This is a genomic window from Mycobacterium sp. BMJ-28 (assembly GCF_054404835.1).
Map to the genome: position 1 here is coordinate 3,345,883 of NZ_CM136783.1, position 25,036 is coordinate 3,370,918.

The 25,036-nt window shown below is 67.3% G+C and carries 30 protein-coding genes; 20 read left to right on the forward strand and 10 right to left on the reverse strand.

Annotated features, from left to right (window positions below; all coding sequences use genetic code 11):
• Positions 1-34 precede the first annotated feature (34 nt).
• Positions 35-730 (reverse strand): QcrA and Rieske domain-containing protein, encoded by a 696-nt coding sequence (locus tag ACXPWS_RS16625; protein WP_458707718.1) that lies wholly within the window; start codon positions 728-730, stop codon positions 35-37.
• Positions 727-1,266, reverse strand: coding sequence for an RNA polymerase sigma factor (locus ACXPWS_RS16630; protein WP_458707719.1), 540 nt, complete (start codon positions 1,264-1,266; stop codon positions 727-729). The genes ACXPWS_RS16625 and ACXPWS_RS16630 overlap by 4 nt, the downstream gene beginning before the upstream one ends.
• 165 nt (positions 1,267-1,431) lie before the next feature.
• Between ACXPWS_RS16630 and ACXPWS_RS16635 the strand changes: the two genes are divergently transcribed.
• The 9 genes from ACXPWS_RS16635 to ACXPWS_RS16675 all read left to right on the forward strand — a co-directional run bounded on the left by ACXPWS_RS16635 (position 1,432) and on the right by ACXPWS_RS16675 (position 6,741).
• Positions 1,432-1,914 carry a cupredoxin domain-containing protein gene (locus ACXPWS_RS16635; RefSeq protein WP_458707720.1) on the forward strand — a complete coding sequence of 161 codons (483 nt, stop codon included), beginning with the start codon at positions 1,432-1,434 and terminating at the stop codon, positions 1,912-1,914.
• Complete coding sequence (locus ACXPWS_RS16640) at positions 1,911-2,843, forward strand: metallophosphoesterase family protein (protein ID WP_458707721.1); 933 nt, start codon at positions 1,911-1,913, stop codon at positions 2,841-2,843. Before ACXPWS_RS16635 ends, ACXPWS_RS16640 begins: the two co-directional genes overlap by 4 nt.
• A complete protein-coding gene (locus tag ACXPWS_RS16645; protein WP_458707722.1) occupies positions 2,840-3,217 on the forward strand; it encodes a hypothetical protein in 378 nt (125 codons plus the stop codon). The genes ACXPWS_RS16640 and ACXPWS_RS16645 overlap by 4 nt, the downstream gene beginning before the upstream one ends.
• A 9-nt stretch (positions 3,218-3,226) precedes the next feature.
• A complete protein-coding gene (locus tag ACXPWS_RS16650; protein WP_458707723.1) occupies positions 3,227-3,646 on the forward strand; it encodes a MarR family winged helix-turn-helix transcriptional regulator in 420 nt (139 codons plus the stop codon).
• A 21-nt stretch (positions 3,647-3,667) separates the two neighbouring features.
• A complete protein-coding gene (locus ACXPWS_RS16655) occupies positions 3,668-4,108 on the forward strand; it encodes a hypothetical protein (protein WP_458707724.1) in 441 nt (146 codons plus the stop codon).
• Positions 4,105-4,371, forward strand: coding sequence for a hypothetical protein (locus tag ACXPWS_RS16660; RefSeq protein WP_458707725.1), 267 nt, complete (start codon positions 4,105-4,107; stop codon positions 4,369-4,371). Before ACXPWS_RS16655 ends, ACXPWS_RS16660 begins: the two co-directional genes overlap by 4 nt.
• A complete protein-coding gene (locus ACXPWS_RS16665) occupies positions 4,368-4,703 on the forward strand; it encodes a rhodanese-like domain-containing protein (RefSeq protein ID WP_458707726.1) in 336 nt (111 codons plus the stop codon). The genes ACXPWS_RS16660 and ACXPWS_RS16665 overlap by 4 nt, the downstream gene beginning before the upstream one ends.
• Positions 4,704-4,731: 28 nt before the next feature.
• On the forward strand, positions 4,732-6,282 hold the full coding sequence (locus tag ACXPWS_RS16670; RefSeq protein WP_458707727.1) for an FAD-dependent oxidoreductase: 1,551 nt from the start codon (positions 4,732-4,734) through the stop codon (positions 6,280-6,282).
• Between the two features lie 195 nt (positions 6,283-6,477).
• Complete coding sequence (locus ACXPWS_RS16675) at positions 6,478-6,741, forward strand: hypothetical protein (RefSeq protein ID WP_458707728.1); 264 nt, start codon at positions 6,478-6,480, stop codon at positions 6,739-6,741.
• A gap of 3 nt (positions 6,742-6,744) precedes the next feature.
• On the opposite strand, the gene ACXPWS_RS16680 is transcribed toward ACXPWS_RS16675, so the two are convergent.
• Positions 6,745-7,902 carry an acyl-CoA dehydrogenase family protein gene (locus ACXPWS_RS16680; RefSeq protein ID WP_458707729.1) on the reverse strand — a complete coding sequence of 386 codons (1,158 nt, stop codon included), beginning with the start codon at positions 7,900-7,902 and terminating at the stop codon, positions 6,745-6,747.
• A gap of 109 nt (positions 7,903-8,011) precedes the next feature.
• Here ACXPWS_RS16680 and ACXPWS_RS16685 point away from each other — a divergent pair, with 109 nt between their 5' ends.
• Positions 8,012-8,704 (forward strand): TetR/AcrR family transcriptional regulator, encoded by a 693-nt coding sequence (locus ACXPWS_RS16685; protein WP_458707730.1) that lies wholly within the window; start codon positions 8,012-8,014, stop codon positions 8,702-8,704.
• On the opposite strand, the gene ACXPWS_RS16690 is transcribed toward ACXPWS_RS16685, so the two are convergent.
• Positions 8,687-9,073 carry a hypothetical protein gene (locus ACXPWS_RS16690; protein WP_458707731.1) on the reverse strand — a complete coding sequence of 129 codons (387 nt, stop codon included), beginning with the start codon at positions 9,071-9,073 and terminating at the stop codon, positions 8,687-8,689. The two genes, ACXPWS_RS16685 and ACXPWS_RS16690, sit on opposite strands and share 18 nt — an antisense overlap.
• 106 nt (positions 9,074-9,179) lie before the next feature.
• Here ACXPWS_RS16690 and ACXPWS_RS16695 point away from each other — a divergent pair, with 106 nt between their 5' ends.
• From ACXPWS_RS16695 to upp, 3 genes are read left to right on the forward strand one after another with little or no spacing between them, the layout of a single operon-like run.
• Positions 9,180-10,436, forward strand: coding sequence for a GTP cyclohydrolase II (locus ACXPWS_RS16695; protein WP_458707732.1), 1,257 nt, complete (start codon positions 9,180-9,182; stop codon positions 10,434-10,436).
• Positions 10,433-11,602, forward strand: coding sequence for a URC4/urg3 family protein (locus ACXPWS_RS16700; protein ID WP_458707733.1), 1,170 nt, complete (start codon positions 10,433-10,435; stop codon positions 11,600-11,602). The genes ACXPWS_RS16695 and ACXPWS_RS16700 overlap by 4 nt, the downstream gene beginning before the upstream one ends.
• 4 nt (positions 11,603-11,606) lie before the next feature.
• Positions 11,607-12,236, forward strand: a complete 630-nt coding sequence (gene upp, locus ACXPWS_RS16705; RefSeq protein ID WP_458707734.1) for a uracil phosphoribosyltransferase — start codon at positions 11,607-11,609, stop codon at positions 12,234-12,236.
• A gap of 5 nt (positions 12,237-12,241) precedes the next feature.
• Here upp and ACXPWS_RS16710 read toward each other — a convergent pair whose 3' ends face one another.
• Complete coding sequence (locus ACXPWS_RS16710; RefSeq protein WP_458707735.1) at positions 12,242-12,907, reverse strand: TetR/AcrR family transcriptional regulator; 666 nt, start codon at positions 12,905-12,907, stop codon at positions 12,242-12,244.
• Here ACXPWS_RS16710 and ACXPWS_RS16715 point away from each other — a divergent pair.
• A complete protein-coding gene (locus tag ACXPWS_RS16715; protein ID WP_458707736.1) occupies positions 12,902-13,669 on the forward strand; it encodes a helix-turn-helix domain-containing protein in 768 nt (255 codons plus the stop codon). The two genes, ACXPWS_RS16710 and ACXPWS_RS16715, sit on opposite strands and share 6 nt — an antisense overlap.
• A gap of 31 nt (positions 13,670-13,700) precedes the next feature.
• Positions 13,701-14,279 (forward strand): class I SAM-dependent methyltransferase, encoded by a 579-nt coding sequence (locus ACXPWS_RS16720; RefSeq protein WP_458707737.1) that lies wholly within the window; start codon positions 13,701-13,703, stop codon positions 14,277-14,279.
• 9 nt (positions 14,280-14,288) lie between these two features.
• Here the strand turns inward: ACXPWS_RS16720 and ACXPWS_RS16725 are convergent, their stop codons facing one another.
• Both ACXPWS_RS16725 and ACXPWS_RS16730 read right to left on the reverse strand, forming a co-directional pair.
• Positions 14,289-15,650: an LLM class flavin-dependent oxidoreductase gene (locus tag ACXPWS_RS16725; protein ID WP_458707738.1), complete on the reverse strand. Its 1,362-nt coding sequence runs from the start codon at positions 15,648-15,650 to the stop codon at positions 14,289-14,291.
• On the reverse strand, positions 15,647-16,561 hold the full coding sequence (locus ACXPWS_RS16730; RefSeq protein ID WP_458707739.1) for a MetQ/NlpA family ABC transporter substrate-binding protein: 915 nt from the start codon (positions 16,559-16,561) through the stop codon (positions 15,647-15,649). The genes ACXPWS_RS16725 and ACXPWS_RS16730 overlap by 4 nt, the downstream gene beginning before the upstream one ends.
• A gap of 133 nt (positions 16,562-16,694) precedes the next feature.
• On the opposite strand from ACXPWS_RS16730, the gene ACXPWS_RS16735 reads away from it, so the two are divergent.
• From ACXPWS_RS16735 to ACXPWS_RS16745, 3 genes are read left to right on the forward strand one after another with little or no spacing between them, the layout of a single operon-like run.
• Positions 16,695-17,705: a methionine ABC transporter ATP-binding protein gene (locus ACXPWS_RS16735; RefSeq protein ID WP_458707740.1), complete on the forward strand. Its 1,011-nt coding sequence runs from the start codon at positions 16,695-16,697 to the stop codon at positions 17,703-17,705.
• Positions 17,702-18,430 (forward strand): methionine ABC transporter permease, encoded by a 729-nt coding sequence (locus ACXPWS_RS16740; protein ID WP_458707741.1) that lies wholly within the window; start codon positions 17,702-17,704, stop codon positions 18,428-18,430. Before ACXPWS_RS16735 ends, ACXPWS_RS16740 begins: the two co-directional genes overlap by 4 nt.
• Positions 18,427-19,338, forward strand: coding sequence for a MetQ/NlpA family ABC transporter substrate-binding protein (locus ACXPWS_RS16745; RefSeq protein ID WP_458707742.1), 912 nt, complete (start codon positions 18,427-18,429; stop codon positions 19,336-19,338). The genes ACXPWS_RS16740 and ACXPWS_RS16745 overlap by 4 nt, the downstream gene beginning before the upstream one ends.
• On the opposite strand, the gene rox is transcribed toward ACXPWS_RS16745, so the two are convergent.
• The 3 genes from rox to ACXPWS_RS16760 all read right to left on the reverse strand — a co-directional run bounded on the left by rox (position 19,313) and on the right by ACXPWS_RS16760 (position 22,787).
• Positions 19,313-20,749: a rifampin monooxygenase gene (rox, locus tag ACXPWS_RS16750; protein WP_458707743.1), complete on the reverse strand. Its 1,437-nt coding sequence runs from the start codon at positions 20,747-20,749 to the stop codon at positions 19,313-19,315. The two genes, ACXPWS_RS16745 and rox, sit on opposite strands and share 26 nt — an antisense overlap.
• Positions 20,750-20,838: 89 nt before the next feature.
• Positions 20,839-21,312, reverse strand: a complete 474-nt coding sequence (locus tag ACXPWS_RS16755) for a GNAT family N-acetyltransferase (RefSeq protein WP_458707744.1) — start codon at positions 21,310-21,312, stop codon at positions 20,839-20,841.
• A 23-nt stretch (positions 21,313-21,335) separates the two neighbouring features.
• A complete protein-coding gene (locus tag ACXPWS_RS16760; protein ID WP_458707745.1) occupies positions 21,336-22,787 on the reverse strand; it encodes an LLM class flavin-dependent oxidoreductase in 1,452 nt (483 codons plus the stop codon).
• Between the two features lie 91 nt (positions 22,788-22,878).
• On the opposite strand from ACXPWS_RS16760, the gene ACXPWS_RS16765 reads away from it, so the two are divergent.
• Positions 22,879-23,487 (forward strand): hypothetical protein, encoded by a 609-nt coding sequence (locus ACXPWS_RS16765; RefSeq protein WP_458707746.1) that lies wholly within the window; start codon positions 22,879-22,881, stop codon positions 23,485-23,487.
• A gap of 52 nt (positions 23,488-23,539) precedes the next feature.
• On the forward strand, positions 23,540-25,033 hold the full coding sequence (locus tag ACXPWS_RS16770; protein ID WP_458707747.1) for an adenylate/guanylate cyclase domain-containing protein: 1,494 nt from the start codon (positions 23,540-23,542) through the stop codon (positions 25,031-25,033).
• Positions 25,034-25,036 lie beyond the last annotated feature (3 nt).

Consider the following 25,036-nt stretch of genomic DNA (forward strand, 5'->3'; position numbering starts at 1 on the left):
ACGGCCTGCGACGACAACTGCACGCGGCCGACCCTCAGGCCGGTTCGTTCGGCGGCGCAGGTGCCAGCACCTCGATCATTCCGTCCCGCTCGCGTACCTCGAAGTGCGGCAATGGCTTTGGTGCGACCGGAAGCGCATGGGTGAGCACCTGTCCGGCCGGTGAGAAGGCGGTGAGGTGGCATGGGCAACGAAGCTGATCGGCGGGCCGATCGAACCACAACTTGCAGCCTTGATGGGTGCACACCCCGGACACCGCTTCCGCCCGGCCCTGTGTCCGGCGGACGAAACCGCTCACCGAGCCCAGGTCGAAGGGACGCACCTCGCCTTCGGACAGGTCCGCGCCATCGGCGACCTGCCGCCACTGCCCGTCGGTCGGCACTACGTCACCGCCCTCTGTGGCCGGAGCCGTCTCGGGGTGCAGGAGCAACCGGTCCACCGAAACCGCGGCGACGGCAGCCGTGGCGGCAGCGGTGGTGCCGACGATGACCTGCCTGCGGGTCGCCGACCGGACAGGCGGTGCCGGCGCCGACGTCCCGGATGACTCGGCCGCCAACCGCGCCTTCAAGCCGTCGAGAAATTCCGGACGCGGTGTATCGGCGCCGGGTCTGCTCGCGGCCAGATCGATCGCGGTGCGGATCTGCTCGGCTTCGAAATCGTCGGGAGCGAAGGGCTTCGGCCGGCGGCCGGCCAGCAGATCATCGATGTATTTACGGGTGTCGCGCCGGTTCATCGGGCCCCTCCCTCGTTGAATTGGGCGGCCAGTCGTAGCGCGCGATGCTGCAGGACCTTGGCATTAGCCAAACTGACACCCATTTCGGCGGCGACCTCCCGAACCGGATGGCCGCGCAGGAATCGCAGTTCCAACACCTTGCGGTACTTCTCGGGCAGCGCGTCCAGCACCATCGCTACCCGCTGCGGCGCCGAGCTGATCGCCTCCTCGCTCTCCGGTGCGGCTGCGACATCCTCGATCGAGGTGATCTCCCGGCCCAGGGTGGCCCGCCAATGCGCTGCCAGCACGGTGCGCGCGGTGGTGCGCAGATAGGCCCGCACCTCGGCGACGCTGGCGGTCAGCCGCAATGGTCGCATCGCTGCCAAAAACACCTCCGACGTCAGGTCCTCGGCGTCGGCGGCGTTACCGACCCTGGCGAAGATCGTCCGGTACACCCAGGTCGCATTGTCCTCATACACCGCTTCCCAACTGGGATAGCACGACTGCGACACCAGCCGCAGGTCCGGCTGCTGCCCGCGATCAGGGTGCGCTGCCACCGGGAGTCCCGACCCACATCGCTGCCACCTTCCGTCCCGCCCGGCCGATGAGACCGCGCACCAGTAGATAGGGGGCCGGGTTACACCGGCGGGTGTAACCCCTGGGCCTATCTCTCGGTGACCACTCCGCACCGCGGAAAACCGTCAGCACGGAGGTATTGACCAATGTTTGCACCCCGGCGCCGCACCCGCGGCGCGATCGCCAGGCTGGTACTGACTGCCGTGATGGCAGGATCGGCCGGCTGCTCCTCGCCCGCGGAACCGCCGGATCCGACCGTCGATTTCAGTCCGAACGGCGGCACGTCGGTGGGTATGCCGGGCATGCCCGGTATGCCGGGCATGAGTGCCGCATCCCCGGCACCGCAAGTGGGTACGGCGACGTCGGCAGCCCCGGTGGCCGGCACCGAGGTCACCATCACCAACTTCGCCTTCACCCCAGCCGCGCTCAAGGTGGAACGCGGCGAGACGGTGATTTGGACCAATCGCGACGAAGAGCCGCATACCGTTGTGGCGCAGGATAACTCATTCCACTCACCGGGCATGGATGCCAACGGGACATACTCGTTCACGTTCACCACCCCGGGCACCTTCGACTACCTCTGCAGCATCCACCCATTCATGCACGGCACCGTGGTGGTGGCACCGTGACCGACGACCGTGATCCCCAGTCCATGACCCGGCGCCAGCTGATGCGGCACAGCGCCTGGTTCGGCGCCGCCGTCGGCCTTGCCGTCGTCGGCGGCGAGGTTCTGTCCCATGCAGCCGGTAGCACCGCGCAGGCCGGCGCCGCACGGCCCAGTCTGCGCTTCGCGCAGATCAGCGACAGCCACATCGGTTTCCACGGCACGGCGAATCCGGACGTCATCGGATCGTTCGGCCGCGCCATCACCCAGATCAACAACCTCGGCTACACCCCGGACTTCGTCATTCACACCGGCGACCTCACCCATCTGGCCACACCGGAGCAGTTCGACCAGGTAAAGCAGATGATGAGCGGGATCAACACCCCGCACATCTTCACGGTGCCGGGTGAACATGATGCGGTCGACGACGCAGGGCAGAAATACCGGAACGCCTTTGGCGCGGGCAGTCGTGGTGACGGCTGGTACAGCTTCGACATCGCAGGCGTACACGTCCTCGGCCTGGTCAACACGCTGAATCTGAAGAAGCTCGGCCACCTCGGCGCCGACCAACTCGACTTCGTCCAAAAGGATCTGGCGCCACTGTCATCGGACACCCCACTGGTCGTATTCAGCCACATACCACTGTTCGCGATGTATCCCGATTGGGGCTGGGGCACCGACGATTCCGTGCAGGCACTGAGTTACATGCGCCGGTTCGCCTCCGTGACATGCCTGAACGGCCATGTGCACCAACTTTTTTCCAAGACCGAAGGCAATATCAGGTTCTACAGCGGCACCACCACGGCCTACCCGCTGCCACACCCCGGCGACGGCCCGGCGCCGAAACCGCTCACCCTTCCCGCCGGTCAGCTCCAGGATGCGCTGGGGGTCCGGGAAGTCAGCTTCACCACGGGCGACCGGGCGCTGGCGCTCAAAGAGGAGAAGCTGCGGTGATTCGGCGACCCAGTCTGGTTGATCTCGTGCTGGTGGCCGGCCTGGCCGCCGCGGCGGTGGCGCATGCCCGGCTGTATCTAGATGGTTACCGGTTCATTCCGGCCGTTGGCCCGGGATTTCTCGTCTTTGCCTCGGTGTCCGCCGCGCTGGCCGTCCTGATCCTGGCCGGCGGGCCGCGGTGGCTGCGTGTGGTGGCCGCGCTGGCATCTGCCGGTGCCGTCGTTGCCTTCGCGCTGTCCCGTACCGTCGGCCTCCTCGGATTCATCGAACAAGGTTGGGAGCCACACCCCTATGCGGCGGTGAGCCTCGTCGCCGAGATCGTGGTGGTGGTGCTCGGGGCGTCGACGCTGTGGCGGCCCCTTCGGCACCGGTAACCTTCCTGCATGGCCGAGCCGCCTCCGTTCAGTCCCACCATCGGGCTGCTCACCGTCAGCAGGGTGTGGGAGGCGGCGTTCACCGAGGCGTTGAAGCCGCTCGGGCTGACCACCCGTAAGTACGGTTTGCTGGGCCATATCCGCGGAATGCCGGGCATCTCGTTCAGCGAGCTGGCCCGGCGGTCCCGTATCACCGTGCAGAGCGCACACACCGCCGTCGCGGCCTTCGTCGAGGCTGGACTGGTCGACGACGGAACGGCGCATGCCGGTGCCGCATCGACCTTGCGCACGACGGTCGGCGGCGACGCGCTGTTGGCGCGGGCCGCCGAGGTGGTGGCCCGCCTCGATGCGGATTTCACCGCGCAGCACCCCGAGCTCACCGACGCGCTGCGCACGTACCTGACACGGGCGACATCGCCTTCCTCATAACCTTCAGTTATCCTGAAGGTTATGGAATCCCTGTTGCTGTCCGTGCATGTCCTGGCGGGCATCCTGTTCGTGGGCCCAGTCGCGGTGTCCACCAGCCTGTTTCCCCGCTATGCCCCCGTCGCCGGGATCCCGGAACGCGACAATCCGGACATCGCCGCAGTGCTCTACCGGATCACCCGCGTCTACGGTGCGCTGGCACTCGTCGTACCAGCCGTTGGCCTCATCCTGGCCCTCGTGGAGGGCCGCGCCACCGAGATCTGGATCGTCGTCGCGATGGTGCTCACCGCGATCGCGGGTGGGTTGCTCGCCCTGCAGATCGCGCCGCGTCAACGTGAAGCGCTGGGCTCCCCCGCAAGCACCCCAGCACTTCGGCAACTCGGGATGCTGGCCGGAATCTTCAACCTGCTGTGGACGATCGTCGTGGTTCTGATGATCGTCCGGCCCGGATCGCACATCGCATGAGCCCCTTGCTGCGCGCGCTCGCGATACTCTCGGCGGCCGAATTCGTCAGCGTCCTCGTGCTGCTGATCAATATCGCCACGGTGCACGACCACCTGGTCACCAGGATCGTGGGTCCGGCGCACGGTGCGCTCTACCTGGCGGTCGCCGTCACCGCACTGCTCGGCCGCGGGCTGGGCGCGCGCACCCGCATCGGTGCGGTGTTTCCCGTGCTAAGCGGCCCTCTGACCATGGTGAACGTCCGACGCGAGGCGCGCGCCGCATGAGCATCCGCCACTTCCTGCGCCGACCGCCCTCGGTCACCGCCGCCCAAGCGGTCCGGCTCGTCGCCGAGGGAGCACTGGTGCTCGACGTCCGACGGGATTTCGAGTGGCGCCGTGTGCACATCCCGGACGCCGTGCACATGCCGCTGGAAGCCCTGCCCGAGCGCTGTGCGGAACTGCCCGACGATCGCCTGATCATCGCATTCTGCACGGGTGGTCTGCGATCGGCGGGCGCGGCGAACCTGTTGGTGGAAAACGGCTTCGAGGCCGTCAACATGAGTGGCGGCCTGGTCCAGTGGCGTTCGGCAGGAGGTCAGCTCACCGATCGCGTTTGACCGGCCTGCGACAGGGTAAGCACACCGCATGCCATCGCTCTGGACCACCGACCGTATCGAGGCCACCACGTGGCAACCGGCGTTGACGGTCGCGCCCGAGGCCGCCGATGTCGTGGTCGTCGGGGCGGGCATCACCGGCCTCACCACCGCGGTTCTGCTGGCACGAGCCGGCAAGCGCGTCACCGTCGTCGAGGCGCGTCACATCGGTGCCGGCGCCACCGGCAACACCACCGGCAAGGTGACCCTGCTGCAGGGCACCAAGCTGGCCCGCATCGCCGCGAAGCACGGCTCCGGCGTGCTGCGCAACTACGTCACGGGTAACCGGGAGGGCCAGGAGTGGCTGCTGCGGCACTGTGACGATCACGGCCTGACGGTCCAGCGTGAAGACGATCATTCCTATGCCCAGACGTCGCACGGCCTGGACACGGCGCGGGCGGTGTTCGAAGCCGCCCAGGACGCCGGTCTGGGTCCGGAATGGGTGGACTCCGCCGATGTGCCCTTCCCGTTCGAGGCCGGCGTGCGGCTGCGGGGCCAAGCCCAGATCGACCCGATGCCGTTCCTCAACAGCCTGGTGGTCGAACTGGAGACCCACGGCGGAACCGTGCTGCAAGGAGTGCGGGCCACCGCCATCTCGGGTCACGGCCCCCTGCGCGTCGAGCTGCGGGTGGCCAAGGCCGTCGATGACAGCCGGGACGGTCACTTCTCCATCCAGGCCCAGCGTTGCGTGCTTGCCACCGGCACCCCGATGCTGGACCGGGGCGGCTTCTTCGCCCGCCTGAAGGCTCAGCGTTCCTACTGCATGGCCTTCGACGTGCCGGGCGACACCACGAATTCGATGTACATCTCGGTCGACGCACCCACCCGATCGGTGCGCTACGCCCCGACATCGGAGGGGACCAAGCTTGTCGTCGGCGGTGCCGGTCACCCGGTGGGCCGCAGCGATGATGCCGCGGCCGCCGTGGACGAACTGGCCCGCTGGGCGGCGGTGCACTACCCGGGTGCCGTTCAGACGCACCGTTGGTCGGCGCAGGATTACCACCCCATCGGCGAGCTGCCCTACGTCGGGCCGGTGCTGCCCAGAACCGACCGCATCTTCGTGGCGACCGGATTCGACAAATGGGGCATGACCAACGGGGTGGCCGCAGCGCTGGCACTGTCGTCCCGCATGCTGGGCGGACGGATGGACTGGGCCGAGGCCTTCGGCAGCTGGAGCACCCACGACCTGGCTGGGCTGGGCACCGCACTCAAAGACAATGCCGAAGTCGGGGTCAATCTTGCGAAAGGCTGGCTGGTGCCTGCCCTCTCCCGTACCGCTACACCCCCCGACGGGGGCGGTGTGGTATCCGGTCCGATCTGGAATCCCCACGCCGTCAGTGCGATCGGTGCGAAGCGAGACGCCGTGTCGGCCGTGTGCCCGCATCTGGGGGGCATCGTGCGATGGAACAACGTCGACCACGCATGGGAGTGCCCGCTGCACGGCTCGCGCTTCGCCCCCGACGGATCCGTTCTGGAAGGGCCTGCCACCAAGGGCCTTTCACCCATCTGCCACGCGCCGTCCGGATGGGGTGAGCCAACGTGAAGCGCCGGGCGCCCGACATCATGGCGTTCCCGGTCGACGACGACCCGCTGGGCGTCGTCCTGCACCCGTAGAACTCATTGATATGAGGTCGCTTAGAGAAAGCGGCGCAGCTGGTGTTCATCCGGCATCGTGGGAGACATGATCGAATTGTTGACCGCGAGTGCGGCGAAAGTCATTGTCGGAGTTGGAACATTCATGGGCGCTGATATGGTGCCGATGAACGACCCGAGCAACCCCGGCAACCATGTCGCGGTCTCTGATTCGGCAGGCCCGGGCGGTGCAGTGGTGCTGCCGCCCAACGTGCCGGTGGACATCCGGCCCCGGCATCCTGCGGCCGGCAGCGCAAATCCGCATGTACCGACCATCGTCATCCCGGGTGAGCAGTCCACCGGTGGGGCGAATCCGCACATACCGTACGGCACCAATCCCCTTGTGCCTTACGGCACATGGACACCCTGAGCTCTACAGACCCATGTTCTTGGCGATGATCATCTTCATCACCTCGCTGGTGCCCCCGTAAATGCGGCTGACCCGGTTGTCCGCGTAGAGGCGGGCGATCGGGTACTCGTTGATGTAGCCGTACCCACCGTGTAACTGCAGGCAGCGGTCGATGACGCGGGAGGCGACGTCGGTGCAGAACAGTTTGGCCGAAGCGGCATCGGCCGCGGTCAGCTCGTCGAGATCGTGGGCCTCCATGGCCCGGTCGACGACCGCCTGCATGGCATCCACGTCGGCCTGGCACGCCGCGAGTTCGAACTTGGTGTTCTGGAAGGCCGCGACCGGTTTGCCGAAGACGGTACGGTCCTTGGTGTACTGGGCGGCGAACCGCACCGCGGCCTTGGCCTGGGCATACGCGCCGACGGCGATACCGAGCCGCTCCCGCGGCAGGTTCTGGCCGAGGTACGAGAAGCCCATGTTCACCTCGCCGAGCACATCTTCGGCGGGCACGATCACGTCGGTGAAGTTGAGTTCGGCGGTGTCGGACACCCGCAGTCCGAGTTTGTCGAGCTTGCGGCCGACCTGGTATCCCGCCGAGGTGGTGTCCACCACCAGCAGGGAGATGCCGAAGCGACGGTCGTCCTCGCGGGGCGGGGCGGTGCGGGCGCACACAATGACGCGGTCGGCGTGCACGCCGCCGGTGATGAAGGTCTTGGAACCGTTGAGCACGTAGTGCGTTCCATCGCCGGACGGCTTTGCGGTGGTGCGCATTCCGGCCAGATCCGATCCCGTCCCCGGCTCGGTCATGGCGATGGCGAACATGGTCTCGCCGCTCATCATGCCCGGGTACCAGCGCTGCTTCTGATCTTCGGTGGCCAATGCCTTCAGATATGGCAGGCACAGCCCGACGTGCACGCTGGAACCGCCGAAGGACACCGCGGCACGCGCGCACTCCTCGGTGATGATGGCCTGGAACTTGTACGAGTCGAGGCCGGCACCGCCGTATTCGGCCGGAATCTCGATGCCGAAGATGCCCAACTCGCCGAGCTTGTAATAGAAATCGCGGGGTGCGATGCCCTCCTCGAACCACTTGTCGTAAACCGGGGTGACCTCGGCCTCGATGAACGCGCGGATCATGGCCCGGAAGTCTTCGTGTTCCTCGGTGAAAACGGTCCTGCGCATCGAAATCTCCTCTGGGCTGACGCCCAATAGCGAACGGTGTTAGCTTATGTGTCCATACTAAGCTAACATCGTTAGCTAAGGCAAGCTTTCCGGGAAGGTGAGGTGCGTCATGGGCCGGCCTCGGATACCGCTGCTCAGCCGCGATCGGATCCGCGACGCCGCACTGGAGATGATCGACCGCGACGGTCTGGACGGTTTGTCCATGCGCAAACTGGCCACCGCACTCGGCGTCCAGGCCGCCTCGCTGTACCGGCATTACGCCACCAAGGATGACGTCCTCGACGATGTCGCCAGCCGGGTGGTCAGCGGTGTCGAGACGACCGCCTTCGATGAGGGTGCCGACTGGCCGGCGGGGCTGGCCGGCTGGGCACGCTCATACCGGTCGGCGCTGGCCGCACACCCCAACCTGGTGCCCTACCTGGCCGGCGGGATCGGCCAGCGGGACGCCAGCCTGCGGATCGCCGATGCCGTGCACGGGGGTCTGGTACGGGCCGGCTGGCCACCCAGGGACGCGACCCTGATCGGCGCGGCGACGCGCTCGCTGGTGTTGGGCTCCACGGTCGGGTCGTTCTCCCGCGGGTTCGCCGACGACATTCAGGTCTACCGTGACCGCTACCCGCACATGAACCAGGCGCACCTGCTGCGCGGCAAGGCTGACGAAATCGACACGGCCAGTTTCGAATTGGCGCTCACTGCGTTCATCGACGGGCTGGCCACCCGATATGGGGCGATCGGCGAGCGCAGGAGCAGGCGCCGGACGGCGGTCAAACCGATGCTGAAAGGCTCAGCTCCGGTCCTCTGAGGGACGTCCGGTGAACCTGCCCAGTCGCGACACCCCGGGGATGCTGGACAGCATCCGGAAGACTTCGTTGCCGGTGGCCACGAGGGCTTCCAGCTGTGGCAGTAGCCGGTCCAGGGTGCGAAACATCGGATCGGCCATCGCCAGATAGCGTTCGGTGCGGTCGATGGTGGTGTTGAGGCGCTCGGTGGCGGTCGCCAGATTCTCGATGAGGTCTGGAAGTTGCGCAGCGAGCTGGACGGACGCCGGCGGAATGCGCATCGCGCCGTTGGCCACCGCCTGCGCCGCTTCCACCGCGGATTGGGCGGAGTCGACCGCGGCCTGAGCCGCGGCCCTCAGATCCCCCGGTTTAGGTATCTTTTGGCTGCTCATCCTGCAACTGTGCCGCAGGTCGGGCGCAGTGTCAGCGTTATCGCCCGGCACCGCACACGCTGAGTCGCTAAGCTGGCGCCTTCCCTACGGGAGCAAAGGAGCGACGATGGCAGATACCGTCACGCCCAAGCCCGGTCACATCCGCCTGACCTCACACAGCGGCGGTTCCAGTGCGCTGCCGATCCGCTGGGGCGCGCCCACCGCCACCGAGCGCGGGCCCGTCGTCGGCACCACCAGCACACGTGCGCACCGCAACGTCATCGGCACGCACAGTGGTTCCTACAGTGTCTACCGGGCCCTGGCCGTCGCCGCCGGAGCGCTGTCGCGTGCGCACCGGGCCGACCTGACCAACACCTCGCCCACCGACGTGATCGGACCCTGCCCGCAGTGGGGCGACCCCGACAAGATCGTCAGCCTCGATCCGTGGGGCGCCACCGTCGCCGACGCGTTTTCCGCCGAGCTGGCCGCCGGCTACGACATCCGGCCCACCATCGCCGTGACCAAGGCGCACGTGATCCTGCCGGAGATCGCCGATGCCATCGCCAAGGGCAGGCTGCGTCCGGACGGCCGCTTCCTGCTGGACGGCGGCGCGGCGCTGGTCACCAAGGCGGCGTTCGAACCGGTGTGGCACCTGCCCGGCGTCGCGGCCCGCTTCGGCTGCAGCGAGACCGAACTGCGCCGGGTGCTGTTCGAGGAGACCGGCGGGATGTACCCCGAACTGGTGACCCGTAGCGACCTCGAGGTCTTCCTGCCGCCGATCGGCGGGCAGACCGTCTACATCTTCGGCGACGCACAGGATCTGGCGAACCCGTCGGTCGAGCTGACCGCACGCGTGCACGACGAGTGCAACGGCTCCGATGTGTTCGGCTCCGATATCTGTACCTGCCGGCCGTATCTGACCCACGCCATCGAGGAGTGCATCCAGGGCGCCCAGCGTGGTGGGGTCGGGCTGGTCGCCTACTCGCGCAAGGAAGGCCGTGCGCTGGGCGAGGTGACCAAGTTCCTGGTCTACAACGCCCGCAAGCGCCAAGTCGGGGGCGACACCGCCGACCAGTATTTCGCGCGCACCGAGTGTGTGGCCGGGGTGCAGGACATGCGCTTCCAAGAGCTGATGCCCGACGTGCTGCATTGGTTCGGTATCCGCAAGATCCACCGCCTGGTCTCGATGAGCAACATGAAATACGACGCCATCACCGGCTCGGGTATCGAGGTCGGTGAGCGGGTGAACATCCCAGACGAACTGGTACCGGCGGACGCCCGGGTGGAGATCGACGCGAAGATGGCCGCCGGCTACTTCACCCCGGGTGACGTGCCCGACGCCGAGGCGCTCAAAAGCGTCAGGGGCCGGGGCCTGGATACGTGAGCGATCCGGTCGCCGAGCTGCGCACCACCGCCGCCGTCCGGGAGCGCGCGCGTTTCCTGCTGGCTCGCGCGCGGGCCGGCGAATCGCCGTGGTTCACCGTCGATGACGACGCCCTGCCGGCCACCGCCGCCGAGGTCGCGGCGGTGACCCGTGGTCGATATCCCGACCTCGAGGTGCCGTTTCACAGCAGGTGGCGGCACTTCGAGGCCGGCGGGGTGGACCGCCGCGCCGACCTGGATGTGCGCTCCATGATCGACGTGACGGTGATCAGTGTGCTGCTCGACGCCGGTGCGGGGCCGCACTGGCGTTACGCCGAGAACGCCAGCGGAATGTCCTTCACCCGATCCGAGGGACTGGGCGTGGCCAGCTGGCACGCCTTCACCGCAGGCCTGTTCTCCAGCGACCCCGACGAGCCGATGCGTGCCGACGCCGGGGCCCTTCGCACGGTGACGGCCGAACTGCTGGCCGACGCATTCCAAGTCACCCCGAACAACCCGCTGATCGGTTTGGAGGGCCGTGCCGCGCTGTTGCGGCGCCTGGGCGATGTGATGTCCGGCAACAGCGGTGTGTTCGGCCCCGACAGTCGCCCTGGCGCGATGTTCGACGTGCTCGTCGGTCCGGACAAGACGGTGTCCGCGCACGCCATCCTGTCCTGGCTTCTGGCGTCGCTGTCGGGTATCTGGTTGACCGGCAACATGATCGGCGACGATCCACTCGGTGACTGCTGGCCGCATCCTGCGGTGCCGGGCCGGGGGGCGAGTGCGGGCTGGATGCCGTTCCACAAACTGTCCCAATGGCTGACGTACTCGCTGCTGGAACCGTTCGGGTGGTCAGGAGTCACCGTCACCGGCATCGACGAACTGACCGGGCTACCGGAGTACCGCAACGGCGGCCTGCTGCTCGACACGGGTGTGCTCGGGTTGCGGGATCCGGCTGCGGCGCACCGCCGATGGGCGGTCGGCGACGAGCTGGTGGTCGAATGGCGGGCGCTGACCGTGGCCCTGTTGGACGAACTCGCACCGCTGGTGCGTACCGAGCTCGGCGCGGAGGTCCCGTTGGCCTGTGTTCTGGAGGGTGGCACGTGGCAGGCCGGTCGCGCCGCCGCGAGCCGGCTTCGAGACGGACTGCCACCTTTGACCATCATCAGTGACGGGACGGTGTTCTAGCGATATGACCGGTGTGCACGTGGTCGACCATCCGCTGGTCCAGCACAAGCTGACCCTGCTGCGCAGGAAGGACATCTCCACCAACAGTTTCCGTGCGCTGCTGCACGAGATCTCGACGTTGATGACCTACGAGGTGCTGCGCGACATCCCCACCCGGGAGGTCGAGGTGCAAACCCCGCTGGAGGTGACCACCGGGCACGTGATCGACGGTAAGAAACTCGTCTTCGTCTCAATCCTGCGGGCCGGCAGCGGCATCCTCGACGGCATGCTCGCCGTGGTGCCGGGCGCCCGGGTGGGACATATCGGCCTGTACCGCGACCCGAAAACCCATGTGGCCGTGGAGTACTATTTCAAGATTCCCAGCGACATCCATGAGCGTGACGTCGTGCTGGTCGATCCGATGCTGGCCACCGGAAATTCGGCGGTCGCCGCGGTGGAACGGCTCAAGGAGCACTCCCCCCGGTCCATCAAGTTCGTCTGCCTGCTCACCTGCCCCGAAGGTGTCGCCGTACTGCAGGAGGCCCATCCCGATGTGCAGATCTTCACCGCTGCGATCGACCGCACCCTCGACGAGCACGGCTACATCGTGCCGGGTGTCGGCGATGCAGGCGATCGCATCTTCGGGACCAAGTAGCCCGATCAGCCACCGATGGCGCGCGGGGCAGCGTCGACGTAGCGGGCCAGGGATGCACGCAGATCCGTAATGCGCTGTCCCGCATCGAATTCCAGCAAGGCGGCTTCTGCGGCCATGCCCACCCACAGTTGGGCGGAGGCGTGCGGTTGCGCCCACCCCATGGCGGCGAAATCCGCCTCGAAGATATCGGCGTTCTGGGCATTGCGAGCCCGCACCTCGGCCGCGGTCACGGGCTCTGCCCGCGCTTCCAGCAGCAGGGCCCGCACCCCACGCTCACGCAGGCAGGCGTCCAGGTAGGTGCGCGTGGCTTGCAGCAGGCGTTCGGCACCGGGCGGCGCTTCGTCGAGAATTGTGCCGGCCTCAGCCAGGACGCGGTCATGGAAATCGCGGTGCAGCACCAGCAGGTAGCTGGCCCGGTCGGGGAAATGATGAAAGAACGCACCTTTGGAAACGCCGGCCTCCGCCACGATCCGGTTGACGCTCAGCCCGGCCAGTCCGGTGGTTTTCGCCAACCGGACACCGGCATCCAGCAGAGCTTCGCGAGTCCGGGCCGCGGCTTCCTGCCGCTTCACCGATGTCCCGTCGAACTGATGGTGTGCACGTAACTCCTCGTTGAGATCGTCGAGCACCACATTAGCCGCCGCATCCGCGCTTACGATGGTGACGTGCACGGCACCTGGATCGGCGAACACGGTGAACTGGCCGTCGCCGGGGCGTTCGGTGACCTCGCCACCCATCACCACCCCGCGGTGCAGGTCGCGGTCGGCCTCGGCGGGCTACTGGAACTGAGCACCGCCGACGGCGTGACCCGATGCTGTCGTGGGGTGGCGATCGCCAGCGGGAGGCGGCACGCGTTGCGCGGAGCTGCGGGCGTGTTCCCGATATCGCTGTACCTGCGGCCGGATACCGCGCCCGGCGCCGGGATCAACGCCCGCACCAGCGGTGGGATTTGGTTGCTCAGCGAATCGCTCTGCGACTGCATTGCAACGGTTTTCGAGTCTTCCGGAGTGGAGGCGGCGGCACGCCGGTTGATGACGGAATTGAGCGCCGACGTGACGGCGGCCGCTGCTCATCCGCAGGTGCAGGCGGCCGTCGAACTGGTTCGGGCCCGTCCGGGTGAACCTGCGGACCTGGTATCGATAGCCCACGCGGTGGCGCTGTCCCCGGACTACCTGGGCCGGTTGTTCAAAAGACAGATGGGTGCCTCGTTCTCGGCCACCGCGCGCTGGCTTCGGCTGGTCGCGGCCTTGGAGCACCTCGGCCGCGGCGCCACCCTGACCGACGCCGCGCACGCTGCCGGCTTCACCGACGGTGCACATGCCAACCGGGTCGCCTGGGAACTGCTCGGTGGAGCCCCCAGTTCCCTGGTCCGTGCGCTGACCGAACCGGACGGATCTGTACAAGCGCCGGACCGGCGCCCTGCGGCAGGCTGAACCTCGCACAACCACGCGAAGGGAGACGGTCATGCCGGCGATGTCGAAGGTCGAACGGGCATTCTGCTGTGGAGCGCTGTGGCGCACCGGCACGGGCACGGTGGTGCGCTCGCTGCCGGATGCGGTGCTGGGACGCGAGGTGCTCGAAATCGGTTCCGGCAGTGGCGCCGTTGCCGAACAGCTGGCCCGTAGTCACCCCGGTAGTGCGGTGGTCGCCACGGATCTGGATCCCGTCATGGTGGCGGCGGCCGGCGACCGGTTACGCGGGGTGCCCAACGTCGAGGTGCGGACGGCCGACGCCACCGCCCTGCCGTTCGCCGATGCGTCCTTCGATTCGGTGGTGAGCTGCCTGATGCTGCACCACGTGATCGACTGGGAAACCACGCTGGGCGAGGTCGCCCGGGTGTTGCGACCGGGCGGGGTGTTCGCCGGCTACGACCTGGTGCGCACGCCGCTGGCCACTGCGATCCACCGGATCGACCGATCACCGTTTCGGTTGTTCGGCCGGGACGAATTCACCGCCCGATCTGTTGACCTGGGATTCACCGCGGATGCGAGCACCGGCCTGTGGGGGCATGTGCTGCGATTCGAATTGCGCGCAGCGGCCTGAGCGGTCGGGTCAGAGGCCGCTGGCCGCAGCGGTGAGCGCGCTCCGTCGGTCGGGCACCCGGTCCAGCCCGAGATGTCCGCGCAGGGTGGTGTGCCGGTACTCCCTGCGAAACAATCCCCTGTCCCGCAGGATGGGGATCACGTGGTCGACGAAAAGCTCCAGGCCGGAGGGGAATACGTCGGGCATGAGATTGAATCCGTCGACCGCGCCCGCAACGAACCACTCTTCGATGGCATCGGCGATCTGCTCGGGTGAACCGACCACCAGCCGATGCCAGGTGATCACCCGGTCGAGCAACTGGCGCACCGTCAGATGTTCCCGGCGGGCCAGGTTCACCACGATATCGCGGGCGCCTTGGGACCCGGCGGCCGTCTCGGCGCCGTCGATCAGCCAGCGTGGCAACGGTTTTTCCCAGTCGAGTTCGGCAGGGTCGACGCTGAGCTGCCCGGCCAGATGGGCCAACCGGCGCTCCCCCGCCAGGTCGTTGAGCTCGCGATGGCGCCGGTGCGCCTCCTGCTCGGTGCTGCCCAGCACGAAGGAGAGCCCGGGCATGATCGCGATGGCGTCCCGCGGGCGGCCGTAGGCGACGGCGCGGGTCCGCAGTTCTTCGGCGTTGCGCAACGCATCCGGGAGGGAGGCCTGCGCGGCGAAGACGCCGTCGGCGTAGCGGGCGGCCAGGTCGAGTCCGCCCGCCGAGCCGCCGGCCTGAAACAGCACCGGATGTCCCTGCGGCGGGCGCGGTAACGTCAGCGGACCGTCCACGCGGTAGAACTCGCCGCGGTGGTCGATCGTGTTGATCGATCCGACCCGGCTGAAGGCTCCCGTGCGCTTGTCGGCGAGCACGGCGTCGTCATCCCAGGAGTCCCACAGCGCACGCACGATGTCGATGAATTCCGCTGCGCGGCGGTAGCGTTCGTCGCGGTCCGGCTGCGCGGTAGCACCATCGCCCCGGCCGAAGTTGTTCCAGGCGTAGGGATCACTGCTGGTGACGACGTTCCATGCCACTCTGCCCCGGCTCAGGTGATCCAGTGAGGAAAAGCGCCGCGCCAGATTGTAGGGCTCCTCGAATGACGTCGATACCGTGGCGATCAGGCCCAGGTGCGTGGTGACCGAGGACAGCGTCGACAGCAGCACGATCGGGTCGAGCGCCAGCGGAGGGGCGACCAGTGGCTCGCCCGGTGGTTGGAACAACGACGGGCTGTCGGCCAGGAACAACGCATCCAGCGTGCCGCGTTCGGCGATGCGGGCGATATTGATCCAGTATGCCGGGTCGGTGAACCAGTTCGGATCCGCCGAGGGGTGCTGCCAGGCCGCCGGGTGCATCCCGTCGGACAGCACGTTGAGCCCGAAATGCAGTTCCCGCCGGCTCATGCCGGATCACCAGGTAGCGCAAGCTTCTTCACCTCGGGGTCGTCGGCGATGAAGGTCTGTACCCGCGGGTCCTTGAACGCCTTGACCAGGTTCGTGATGTTGGCGGTGTCGATGTAGTTGCTGCCGACGGTGAGCACGGAGGCGAACTCATCGGGCGACTTCGGCGCGAAGATCAGTTTGTCCTGCGAAACTCCGGCGGCCAGAAATGATTCGGCATAGCCGACAACGGCGTCCAGGTCCGGCAGCGCCCGCGGCTGGGCCCCGAAATCCAGCAGGGTGAACTTCAGGTGCTTGGGGTTGGTGGCGATGTCCTTCTGCGTCAGCGCCGTGATGTCGGCGCCGGGCCGCAAGGTGATCAGCCCGGCCTGCGCGAGATACCAGATGCCCTGGGCGTTGTTGGCCGGGTCGGCCAGCAGCGACACCGTCGCTCCGTCGGGTAGCTCCTGCACGGACTTGTACTTGTCCGACCAGATGCCGAACACCCAGTGGAAGAACGGGCCCGTCGCGGCCTGTTCCCGGAAACCGGGATTCGCGTCGAGGACCTGCTGTAGCCAGTGCCGGTGCTGGAAAATGGTGCCGGCGTACCGGCCGTCGTTGATGGCGCTGTTGATCTGGGTGCTGTCGCCCAACCCGACGGCGGCGACCTTCACGCCATAATCGGGTGCCACCTGCTCGCCGATGTAGTCGATGATCGCCTTCTCGGCGGGGTTGGAGTCCAGATACACCACCTGCAGGGTGGCGCCCGCCGTTTCGTTGGGCGACTGGGTTCCGCCGGGTCGCAACAGCAGGAAGTACCCGGCGACGGCCAGCGCCACCGCGACGGCGATCGCGATGAACGGCCACTTCCGGCGCTTCTGCAGGGTGAAGCCGTGGGAGTCGGCGGTATCGGCTTCGGATTCGTCGATGCTCATAGCGCACCGAGTGTCGCCGTCCGGCCCGCGGACCTCAATGTTTCTGCTCAGCCTGGCGTCAATCGGGGGGTGCTGCGCTCACCGTGAGTGCAAAGGTGTCCCAGCGCATTCCGCTCTGACAGGGTCGACGTCCATGATCGAACTCACCGATGTGACCAAGACCTACGGTCATGGTGCGCAGCGCACGGTGGTGCTGGATCGGATCAATTTCCGTGTGGACGCCGGCGAAATCCTTGCCGTGGTGGGTCCCAGCGGGGCCGGTAAAAGCACGCTCGCGCAATGTATCAACCTGCTGACCCCGCCCACCTCGGGATCGGTGGTGGTCAACGGCGAAGACCTGACCACACTGCCCGATCGGAAGTTGCGGGTCGCGCGCCGCCGGATCGGCACGGTCTTCCAGTCGGCCGGACTGTTGGAAAGGCGCACCGCCGCCGAGAACGTCGCGCTGCCGCTGGAATATCTGGGAGTCACCGCGGCCGAGACGCAGAAGCGGGTCGCGGGACTGCTCGACCGGGTCGGATTGTCTCAGCGCGCACAGCATTATCCGTTTCAGCTGTCGGGCGGGCAGCGCCAGCGGGTGGGCATCGCCCGCGCGCTGGCGCTACGACCCTCGGTGCTGCTTTCCGACGAGGCCACCGCCGGGCTCGATCCGACCACCACGGCCTCGGTGGTCGACCTGCTGCGTGAACTGCGCGACGACCTGAATCTGTCGATCGTGTTCATCACCCACGAGATGGATACCGTGCTCAAGATCGCCGATTCGGTGGCCCGGCTGGATCACGGCGCCATCGCCGAGTCCGGCCGACTGATCGAACTGCTCACCGATCCGGCGTCGGCGCTGGGGGCCGAACTTCGGCCGCACCGCGTCGACGCCACACCTACTGCCGGACAACAGGTCTGGAATGTCGTCTATGACGCACCCGATGTGCCTGCAGACTGGATCGGCCGCGCCGGCGCCGAGCTCGGTGTCGCGATCGCGGTGCTCGGCGCTTCCGTGCAGGTCGTTGCCGGAGTGACGGTCGGTGGCGCCACCCTGGGTATCCCGGCCGACCTCGGTGCCAGGGTTCCCGGCGTGCTGTCCCGACTGGGGCTGTCGGCCAGCACCAGTACCGAGATCGACCGCGAGCTGGAAGTGGTGGCATGACCGAAACCCTGCTCGCCAACAGCAAAGTGCCCTTCGACGAGCTGCCCGACTTGCTGTTCCCCGCCTTGCTGGACACCCTGATCATGGTCGGCATCGTGATGTCGATCGTGGTGCTGGTCGGTGTCCCGCTCGGTGCGCTGATTCACAACCTGGCACCGGGCGGACTGTTCGAGAACCCAACCCTGCACACCACGTTGAGCTGGGTGATCAGCATCGGCCGATCACTGCCATTCCTGATCCTGATGGCGGCCATCATGCCGTTCACCCGCCTGATCACCGGCACGAACATCGGCATCGCCGCCGCGGTGGTGCCGATGTCGCTGGCCGGTATCGCGTTCTTCACCAGGATCGTGGAGAACTCGCTTCGTACGGTTCCGCCGTCGGTGGTCCAGGTGGCCAGGGCCGCCGGTGGATCCAGGTTGCAGATCATCCGCACCGCGCAGCTCAGCGAAGCGGTGCCGTCGATCATCGGCGGGCTCACCATCAACATCATCGCGATGATCGAATACTCCGCGATCGCCGGCACCATCGGTGCGGGCGGAATCGGTTATGTCGCAGTCACATACGGATATCAGCGGTTCGATCAGGGGGTCATGCTGGCCACCATCGTCATCCTGGTCATCACGGTGGCCCTGGTGCAGCTCACCGGCGACGCCCTGGTCCGGTTCACCACCCCGCACCGCCGCCGCAACACCTCACCCCTCCGCCGAAAGGTCCCCGCATGACCACCACTCCCACCTCGGACACGTCGGTGTCCGACCCCGACGATCACGGATTCGAACTCAAACGGCGATCGATCTGGGCCTGGGTCGCCCTCGGGCTCGCTGTCGCGGTCGTCGGTGCCGTCGTCGTTCGATACTCGTTCTTCAACGAGACCAAGTCCGCCAACGACATCGCCGGGGCGACGCTTGTCGTCGCCACCAATGAGGGCAACGCGGCCGAGCAGGCGTTGATCGAGTTCATCGGCAAGGAGGTCGCGCCGCGGCACGGTATCAAGGTCGCCTTCCGCGGCTTGTCCGACAGCAACACCATCAACCGGGCCGTGAACGACGGCGAAGTGGCCGGCACCGTCTATCAGCACAAGCTGTGGCTGGGGCAGGTGCTGGAGGCCAATCCCGACTTCCGGGAGACGGCGGCCACCCCGGTGTTCCGCTGGGGCTTCGGGATCTGGTCGGATAAGTACACCGACGTGTCCCAGCTGCCCGACGGCGCGAACGTCTCGCTGTATTCCGATCCCGCAAACGAGGCGCAGGGCCTGTGGCTGCTGGAGCGGGCCGGCCTGATCACGCTCAAACCGGGCGTGGACCGGTGGCAGGCGACCCAGAAGGACATCGCCGGAAACCCGAAGCACCTGAAGTTCACCCTGCTCGACTTCGCCGCGCAGTCCCGATCACTGCCCGACCTGGACGCCGCGGTCGGTTACACCGAGTACTACCTTGCCGCCAAGGTCCCGATCAAACAGCAGATCTTCGCTCCCCCGGCCCCCGACGAATTCGCCGGCCAGCTCACCATCGGCACCAAGTGGGCCGAGGCCGAGAACATCAAGAAACTCGTCGAAACATTCAAAGACCCAGCGGTACAGCAGTTCCTGGCCACCGACCCGAGCGTCAAGGACATCCTGCTGCCGCTGTGACCGTGCCGAACCACACCGACAAGCGCTGCTCCAGGTCCTGTTGAGCCTCGCCCGTCCACGCGATGTGGCCGTCGGGGCGCAGCAGCACCGCCGGCACATCCAGTTCGGGGGCCGCGGCCACCACGTGGTCGACACGGTCGGCCCATCCGGACACCGAGAGCGAACCGGTCTGGTCCAGCAACAGGCCCCGGCCGGCGTGCGTCAGTTCATAGAGCCGGCCCTGCCCGACGGGCATGTCGCGCAGCCGACGGCCCCACCGACTGTCACCCATGTCGTACCGGACCCCGATAGCGGTGATCTTCTCCACCAGATAGCGGTTCACCTCGTCGAAGTCCATCAGCTCGGCGAACAACCGGCGCACCGCCTGCGGCCCTGGTGCGGTCGACATCAGCTCCATCTGCGCGCGAGTGTTGTTCAGCACCTCGGCGGCCACCGGGTGCCGTTCGTTCTGATAGGTGTCCAGCAGCCCCGACGATGCCCAGCCGTTGATCTGCGCGGCGAGCTTCCAGCCCAGGTTGAAAGCGTCCTGAACCCCGAGGTTGAGGCCCTGGCCGCCGGCCGGTGGATGGATGTGCGCGGCGTCGCCCGCGAGTAGGACGCGCGCGCACCGGTACCGTTCGGCCTGCCGGGTGGCATCGCCGAAACGCGACAGCCACCGAGGGGAATGCGCACCGAAATCGGTTCCGGCGACCGCGCGTAACTGCGTGCGGAACTCCTCGAGGGTGGGCGCCACGGCGCGGTCCTCGGACAATCCGGCTGCCGGCACCACCACGCGGTAGAGCCCCTCCCCGACGGGCCCCACCCCGAAACGCTTCTGGGTCTGCCGTATTCGCTCAACCGCTTCGCTGATCACCTCCGGTACGGCCGACATGCGCATCTCGCCCAACAACGTCTCGGTGGTGGCCGGTTCGCCGAGAAAGGCGACACCGAGCAGGGCGCGCACCGTGCTGCGCCCGCCGTCGCAGCCGACCACGAATCCGGCGCGCAGTTGTGTGCCGTCGGCCAGGTCGACGGTCACCCCGTCACCGTCCTGGCGCAAGCCGGTCAGTTCGGCGCCCCTGCGCAGCTCTGCACCGAGTCGACTGGCCCGCTCGGCGAGCAGCTGTTCGACCAGAGGCTGCGGAATGCCCAGAGTGTACGGGTGGGCGGTGTCCAAGCCGCTGGGTGCCGGTCTGTCCATGGCGGCGAAGAACCCACCCACCGGGAACTGCCGGCCGAGGGCGAGGAAAGGCTCCAGCGCGCCCCGCTGATCCATGATCTCGACACTGCGCGCGTGCAGCCCGAGCGCACGGACCACCTTGGTCGGCTCGTTCGACCTGTCCAGCACCAGCACCTGCACCCCGTGCAGGCGCAGCTCCGCGGCCAGCATCAGCCCGGTCGGTCCGGCACCGACGACGATGACCTCAAACATGAAATCCCCCAATCCAATCGGCCTGGTCACAGGCATGGATGGACGATTGTGCGGCATACCCGGGGCCTTGCGGCAAGCCCCCCGGTGCGCTATATCTTGAAAGGGGCGGGGGAAATCTGCTTCCGGAAATAGACCCGGTGATAGCCGTCCTCGGTGCGGCGCCCCGTTTCCTGATACCCGCGGCGCGGATAGTAGGACAGATTCTCCGTCATCGCCGCGTTGGTGTAGAGCCGTACCTCGGCGAGCCCGAGCGCACGTGCATCGGACTCCGCTCGGGCCAGCAGCCGCGCGCCGGCACCGCGCCCCTGCGCGGCCGGATCGACGGCGATGGTGTCGATCAGCAGGTGGTCCACATGCGTTTCGGTCACCAGCACCGCCTCCAGATGGCCACCGCGGTCGATCACCCATACCCGCGAATCCGATAGTGCCGCACTGAAATCGGCATCCATCGGCGCCGGCCGGCGGCCGATCCGGTGCACATACTTGGCGAATGCCTGCGCGATCAGACGGTGCACCGCAGCGTGGTCGGTGGCAGTGGCCCGGCGTAGGAGACCGTTGTCCATGCCCGGGAGTCTAGGCGGCGCGGTTACCGCCCCCTGGCCGGTTGCGATGACACCGACGACGAGGAAGACGGCAGCGTCGTGGGTCGTTCGATGATCGTCGAATTCGGCCCGCCGACGCGGTAACTGGCGCCGCGATGCTCGTCGGGCAGCCGGTCACCTTGGCCGTTGAGTTTGTTGCGCAGGGTGCCCGGGGTGTACTCGGTCTGATAGGCACCGCGCGCGGTCAACACCGGCACCACGTGGTCGACGAAGTCGGCGAACGAGCCGGGAGTGATCGCGTACGCCAGGTTGAAGCCGTCGACATCGGTCTCCTCGACCCATTCCTGCAGGGTATCGGCCACGGTGGCACCGGAACCCACGATCCGTGGCCCCATTCCGCCGATCTTGCCCCACTCTGCGATATCGCGGACCGCCCATTCACCGCCGTCCGGATCGGCGGACTGGAATGCCTTCACCGCCGACAGGATGGCGTTGGAGTCCACGTTGCCCACCGGCTCGTCGAGCCCGTAGCGGGACAGGTCGACGCCCATCCAGCCGGACATGAACGTCAGCGCGCCTTCCGGATCACCGTAGGACAGGTACTCGACGTGCTTGGCGTGCGCCTGCTCGTCCGTGGCGGCGGTGATCACTGTGGAAAGGTTGAAGATCTTCGCCGAATACGGATCCCGGCCGGCCAGTTCGAGTTCGGAACGGATGGTGGAAACCGTTTCCCGCAGAATCGCTTTGGTGGGGGCGGCGGTGAAGATCGCCTCGGCGTTCTCAGCGGCGAACCGGACTCCGCGCGGTGACGAGCCGGCCTGGTAGATGACGGGCGTACGTTGCGGTGACGGTTCGGCCAGATGCACGCCCGGCACACTGAAATGGTGGCCCTGATGGCCGATATGGTGCACCTTCTGCGGATCGGTGAACACCCCGCGGTCCCGGTCGCGGACCACCGCGTCGTCTTCCCAGGAGCCCTCCCACAACTTGTAGAGCACCTCAAGGTATTCGTCGGCGTGGTCGTACCGCGCATCGTGGGCCGGCTGGTCGGTCTGCCCCATGTTGCGCGCGGCGGCCGGCAGATAACCTGTCACCACATTCCAGCCGATCCGGCCCCCGGTCAGGTGATCGAGTGTGGACACCCGGCGGGCGAATGGGTAGGGATGCTCGAACCCAGTTCCGGTGGTGATGCCGAACCCCAGATGTTCGGTGACCAGCGCCATCGCCGACACCAGGAGCAGCGGATCCCCCACCGGGATCTGGGCGGCCTGCCTGATGGCGGCCTCGTCGCTGGCGCCGTAGACGTCATAGGTGCCCAGCACGTCGGCAATGAACAATCCGTCGAACCTGCCGCGTTCCAGCAGCTTCGCCAACTCCGTCCAATACTGCAGGTCCTTGTACCGCCACGACTGATCTTCGGGATGGCGCCACAAACCGGGCGACTGATGGGCGACACAGTTCATGTCGAAGGCATTGAAACGAATTACGCGGGTCACCCCGGCAGCCTTCCCGGCGCCGCGGCCGGCGTCACCGGTTGTGTTCAGCGTGCGTCAATGGCGTGCCACCCCGATCGCCTACGCTGAGCCCATGGCACGCCGCACAGACGCCACCCGCCGGTCCGTGCCGCTGGCGGTGTGTGCGGTGCTCGCGGTATCCGGGTGCGGCGCATCCAACGTCGTCAACACCGGCGAACCGCACACACCCGTCACCACTTCCCCGGCGCAACCGTCGTTGCCGGCCTACGCCACCAATGCCCACCTGGCCAATGCCAACGAGTTCTACGCCACCTCGGGCGTACAGCAGGGGTACTTTTTCGTCACACCCAGCGGCCGCTGGCGGTGCGCGATCATCCCGCACGTGCAGGCCGGCTGCCGCGCCGCGGGGTCCACGACTCTGCCGATCGCGGGCGCGCCGACGGCGGTGCCCGGCGCCGACGGCAGTCAGGTCCCACCCTCTGCGCTGGTGATCGACCGCAACGACGACGCGCAGTTCGTCGCGGCCGAAGACGATCCGTTCAGTCTGCAGCCCGGTCCCGCGGCCACTCTGCCCTTCGGCACGGTGCTCGCCGCGGCCGGATTCCGGTGCAACGTGCAAGAAGCCTCCGGCGTCTCGTGCGGGAGCGAGGCCAGCGGCAAGGGGTTCACCTTCTCGGCCGACGGCTACAGCCTGGCCTATACCGACGTCCCGCAGATGTGACCATGCCGGGGAAGGTCTTCGGTACCGGCAGCATGTCCCGAGCACCAGCGCTGTGACACGCGGGAATGTGCTGTCGCGCAGCGCGATCCGCTTCGCTTCCGGGGTGGTCGTCGCGCATCTGCTGACCACCGCCGAAGTGGTGATCATCCTGGTTTCACTCGGCCGCCAAACTCTCAGTGGTGCAACGACTCTCATCACCAGGGCCAATCTGGTGACCCTGCTGGCGGTGGTGGCGGTCGGCACCGTGGTGGCCGCAGCGGGAGGTTACCGCCTGATTTCGCGGTCGCTGCACTGGTTCGAGGCCGGTGCGCAACCCGATGTGCGGCAACGTCGCGCCGCGATCAACATGATCCGGCACCAGTCGGTGCTGCTGCTGTCGATCTGGCTGGTCGGCGGGGCGGTGTTCATCGCCGTCAACCATGGCACCGGGTGGGCCCCGACCGTGCTGATCGGTTTGTCGGTGCTGTTCGGCGGAATCTCCACGGTCAGTAGCAGTCTGCTGTTCACCCAGCGCGTCACCCGGCCCCTGGTGGCCGCGGCCACCAGGGAGTTCGAGAGCCGCACCACCGCACCGGGGGTGCAGGCGCGGCTGCTGCTGTTGTGGGTGCTCACCACCGCCCTGCCGAGCGCGACCATCGCCCTGCTCGTCGTGTGCCGCGCCAACGGCTGGTTCATCCCGGAGACCGCATCGGTGGATGTGCCGGTGGTGTTGCTGTCGCTGGTCGCGGTGTTTCTCGGGGTGCGTTCGCTGATTCTGGTCTCGATGTCCATTTCCGACCCGTTGCGCGAGATCATCGACGCGATGGCCGATATCGAACAGGGCCGCATCGGCAGGCAGGTGGATGTGTACGAGCAGTCCGAGATCGGGCGGCTGCAAAGCGGTTTCAACCGGATGGTGGTGGGCCTGAAGGAACGCGACCGGTTGCGCGACCTGTTCGGCCGTCACGTCGGCCCGGATGTGGTGCGGTTGGCCATCGAATGGACCAACGTGGCCGATGACGTGCTCTCCGGGGATGTCCGTGAGGTGGCCGTGCTGTTCGTCGACGTCACGGGCTCCACGGCTTTGGCGATGACACGTACCCCCGCCGAAGTGGCCGACGTGTTCAACGCTTTCTTCCGGATCGTGGTCGCCGCCGTCGATGCCCACGACGGGCTGATCAACAAGTTCCAAGGTGACGCGGCACTGGCCGTCTTCGGTGCGCCGATCCCTTCGGACACCTCGGCTTCCGCGGCGCTGGCCGCGGCCCGGACCCTGGCCACGGCGCTGGGTCGGCAGGAACTCGACTACGGCATCGGCGTCTCGGCCGGGCCGGCGTTCGCGGGCAATATCGGAGCGGAGAACCGGTACGAGTACACCGTCATCGGCGACCCGGTGAACGAGGCCGCCCGGCTGGCCGACGCGGCGAAGGTCACCGACGGACGTATCGCCTGCTCGAGTGCCGCCGTCGACCGCGCCGACGACGCGGAGGGCCCGCTGTGGCGGGCGCACGGTCAGGTGCTGCTGCGCGGGCGCTCCGAGCCGACGCAGGTGTTCGTGCCACGATGAAGT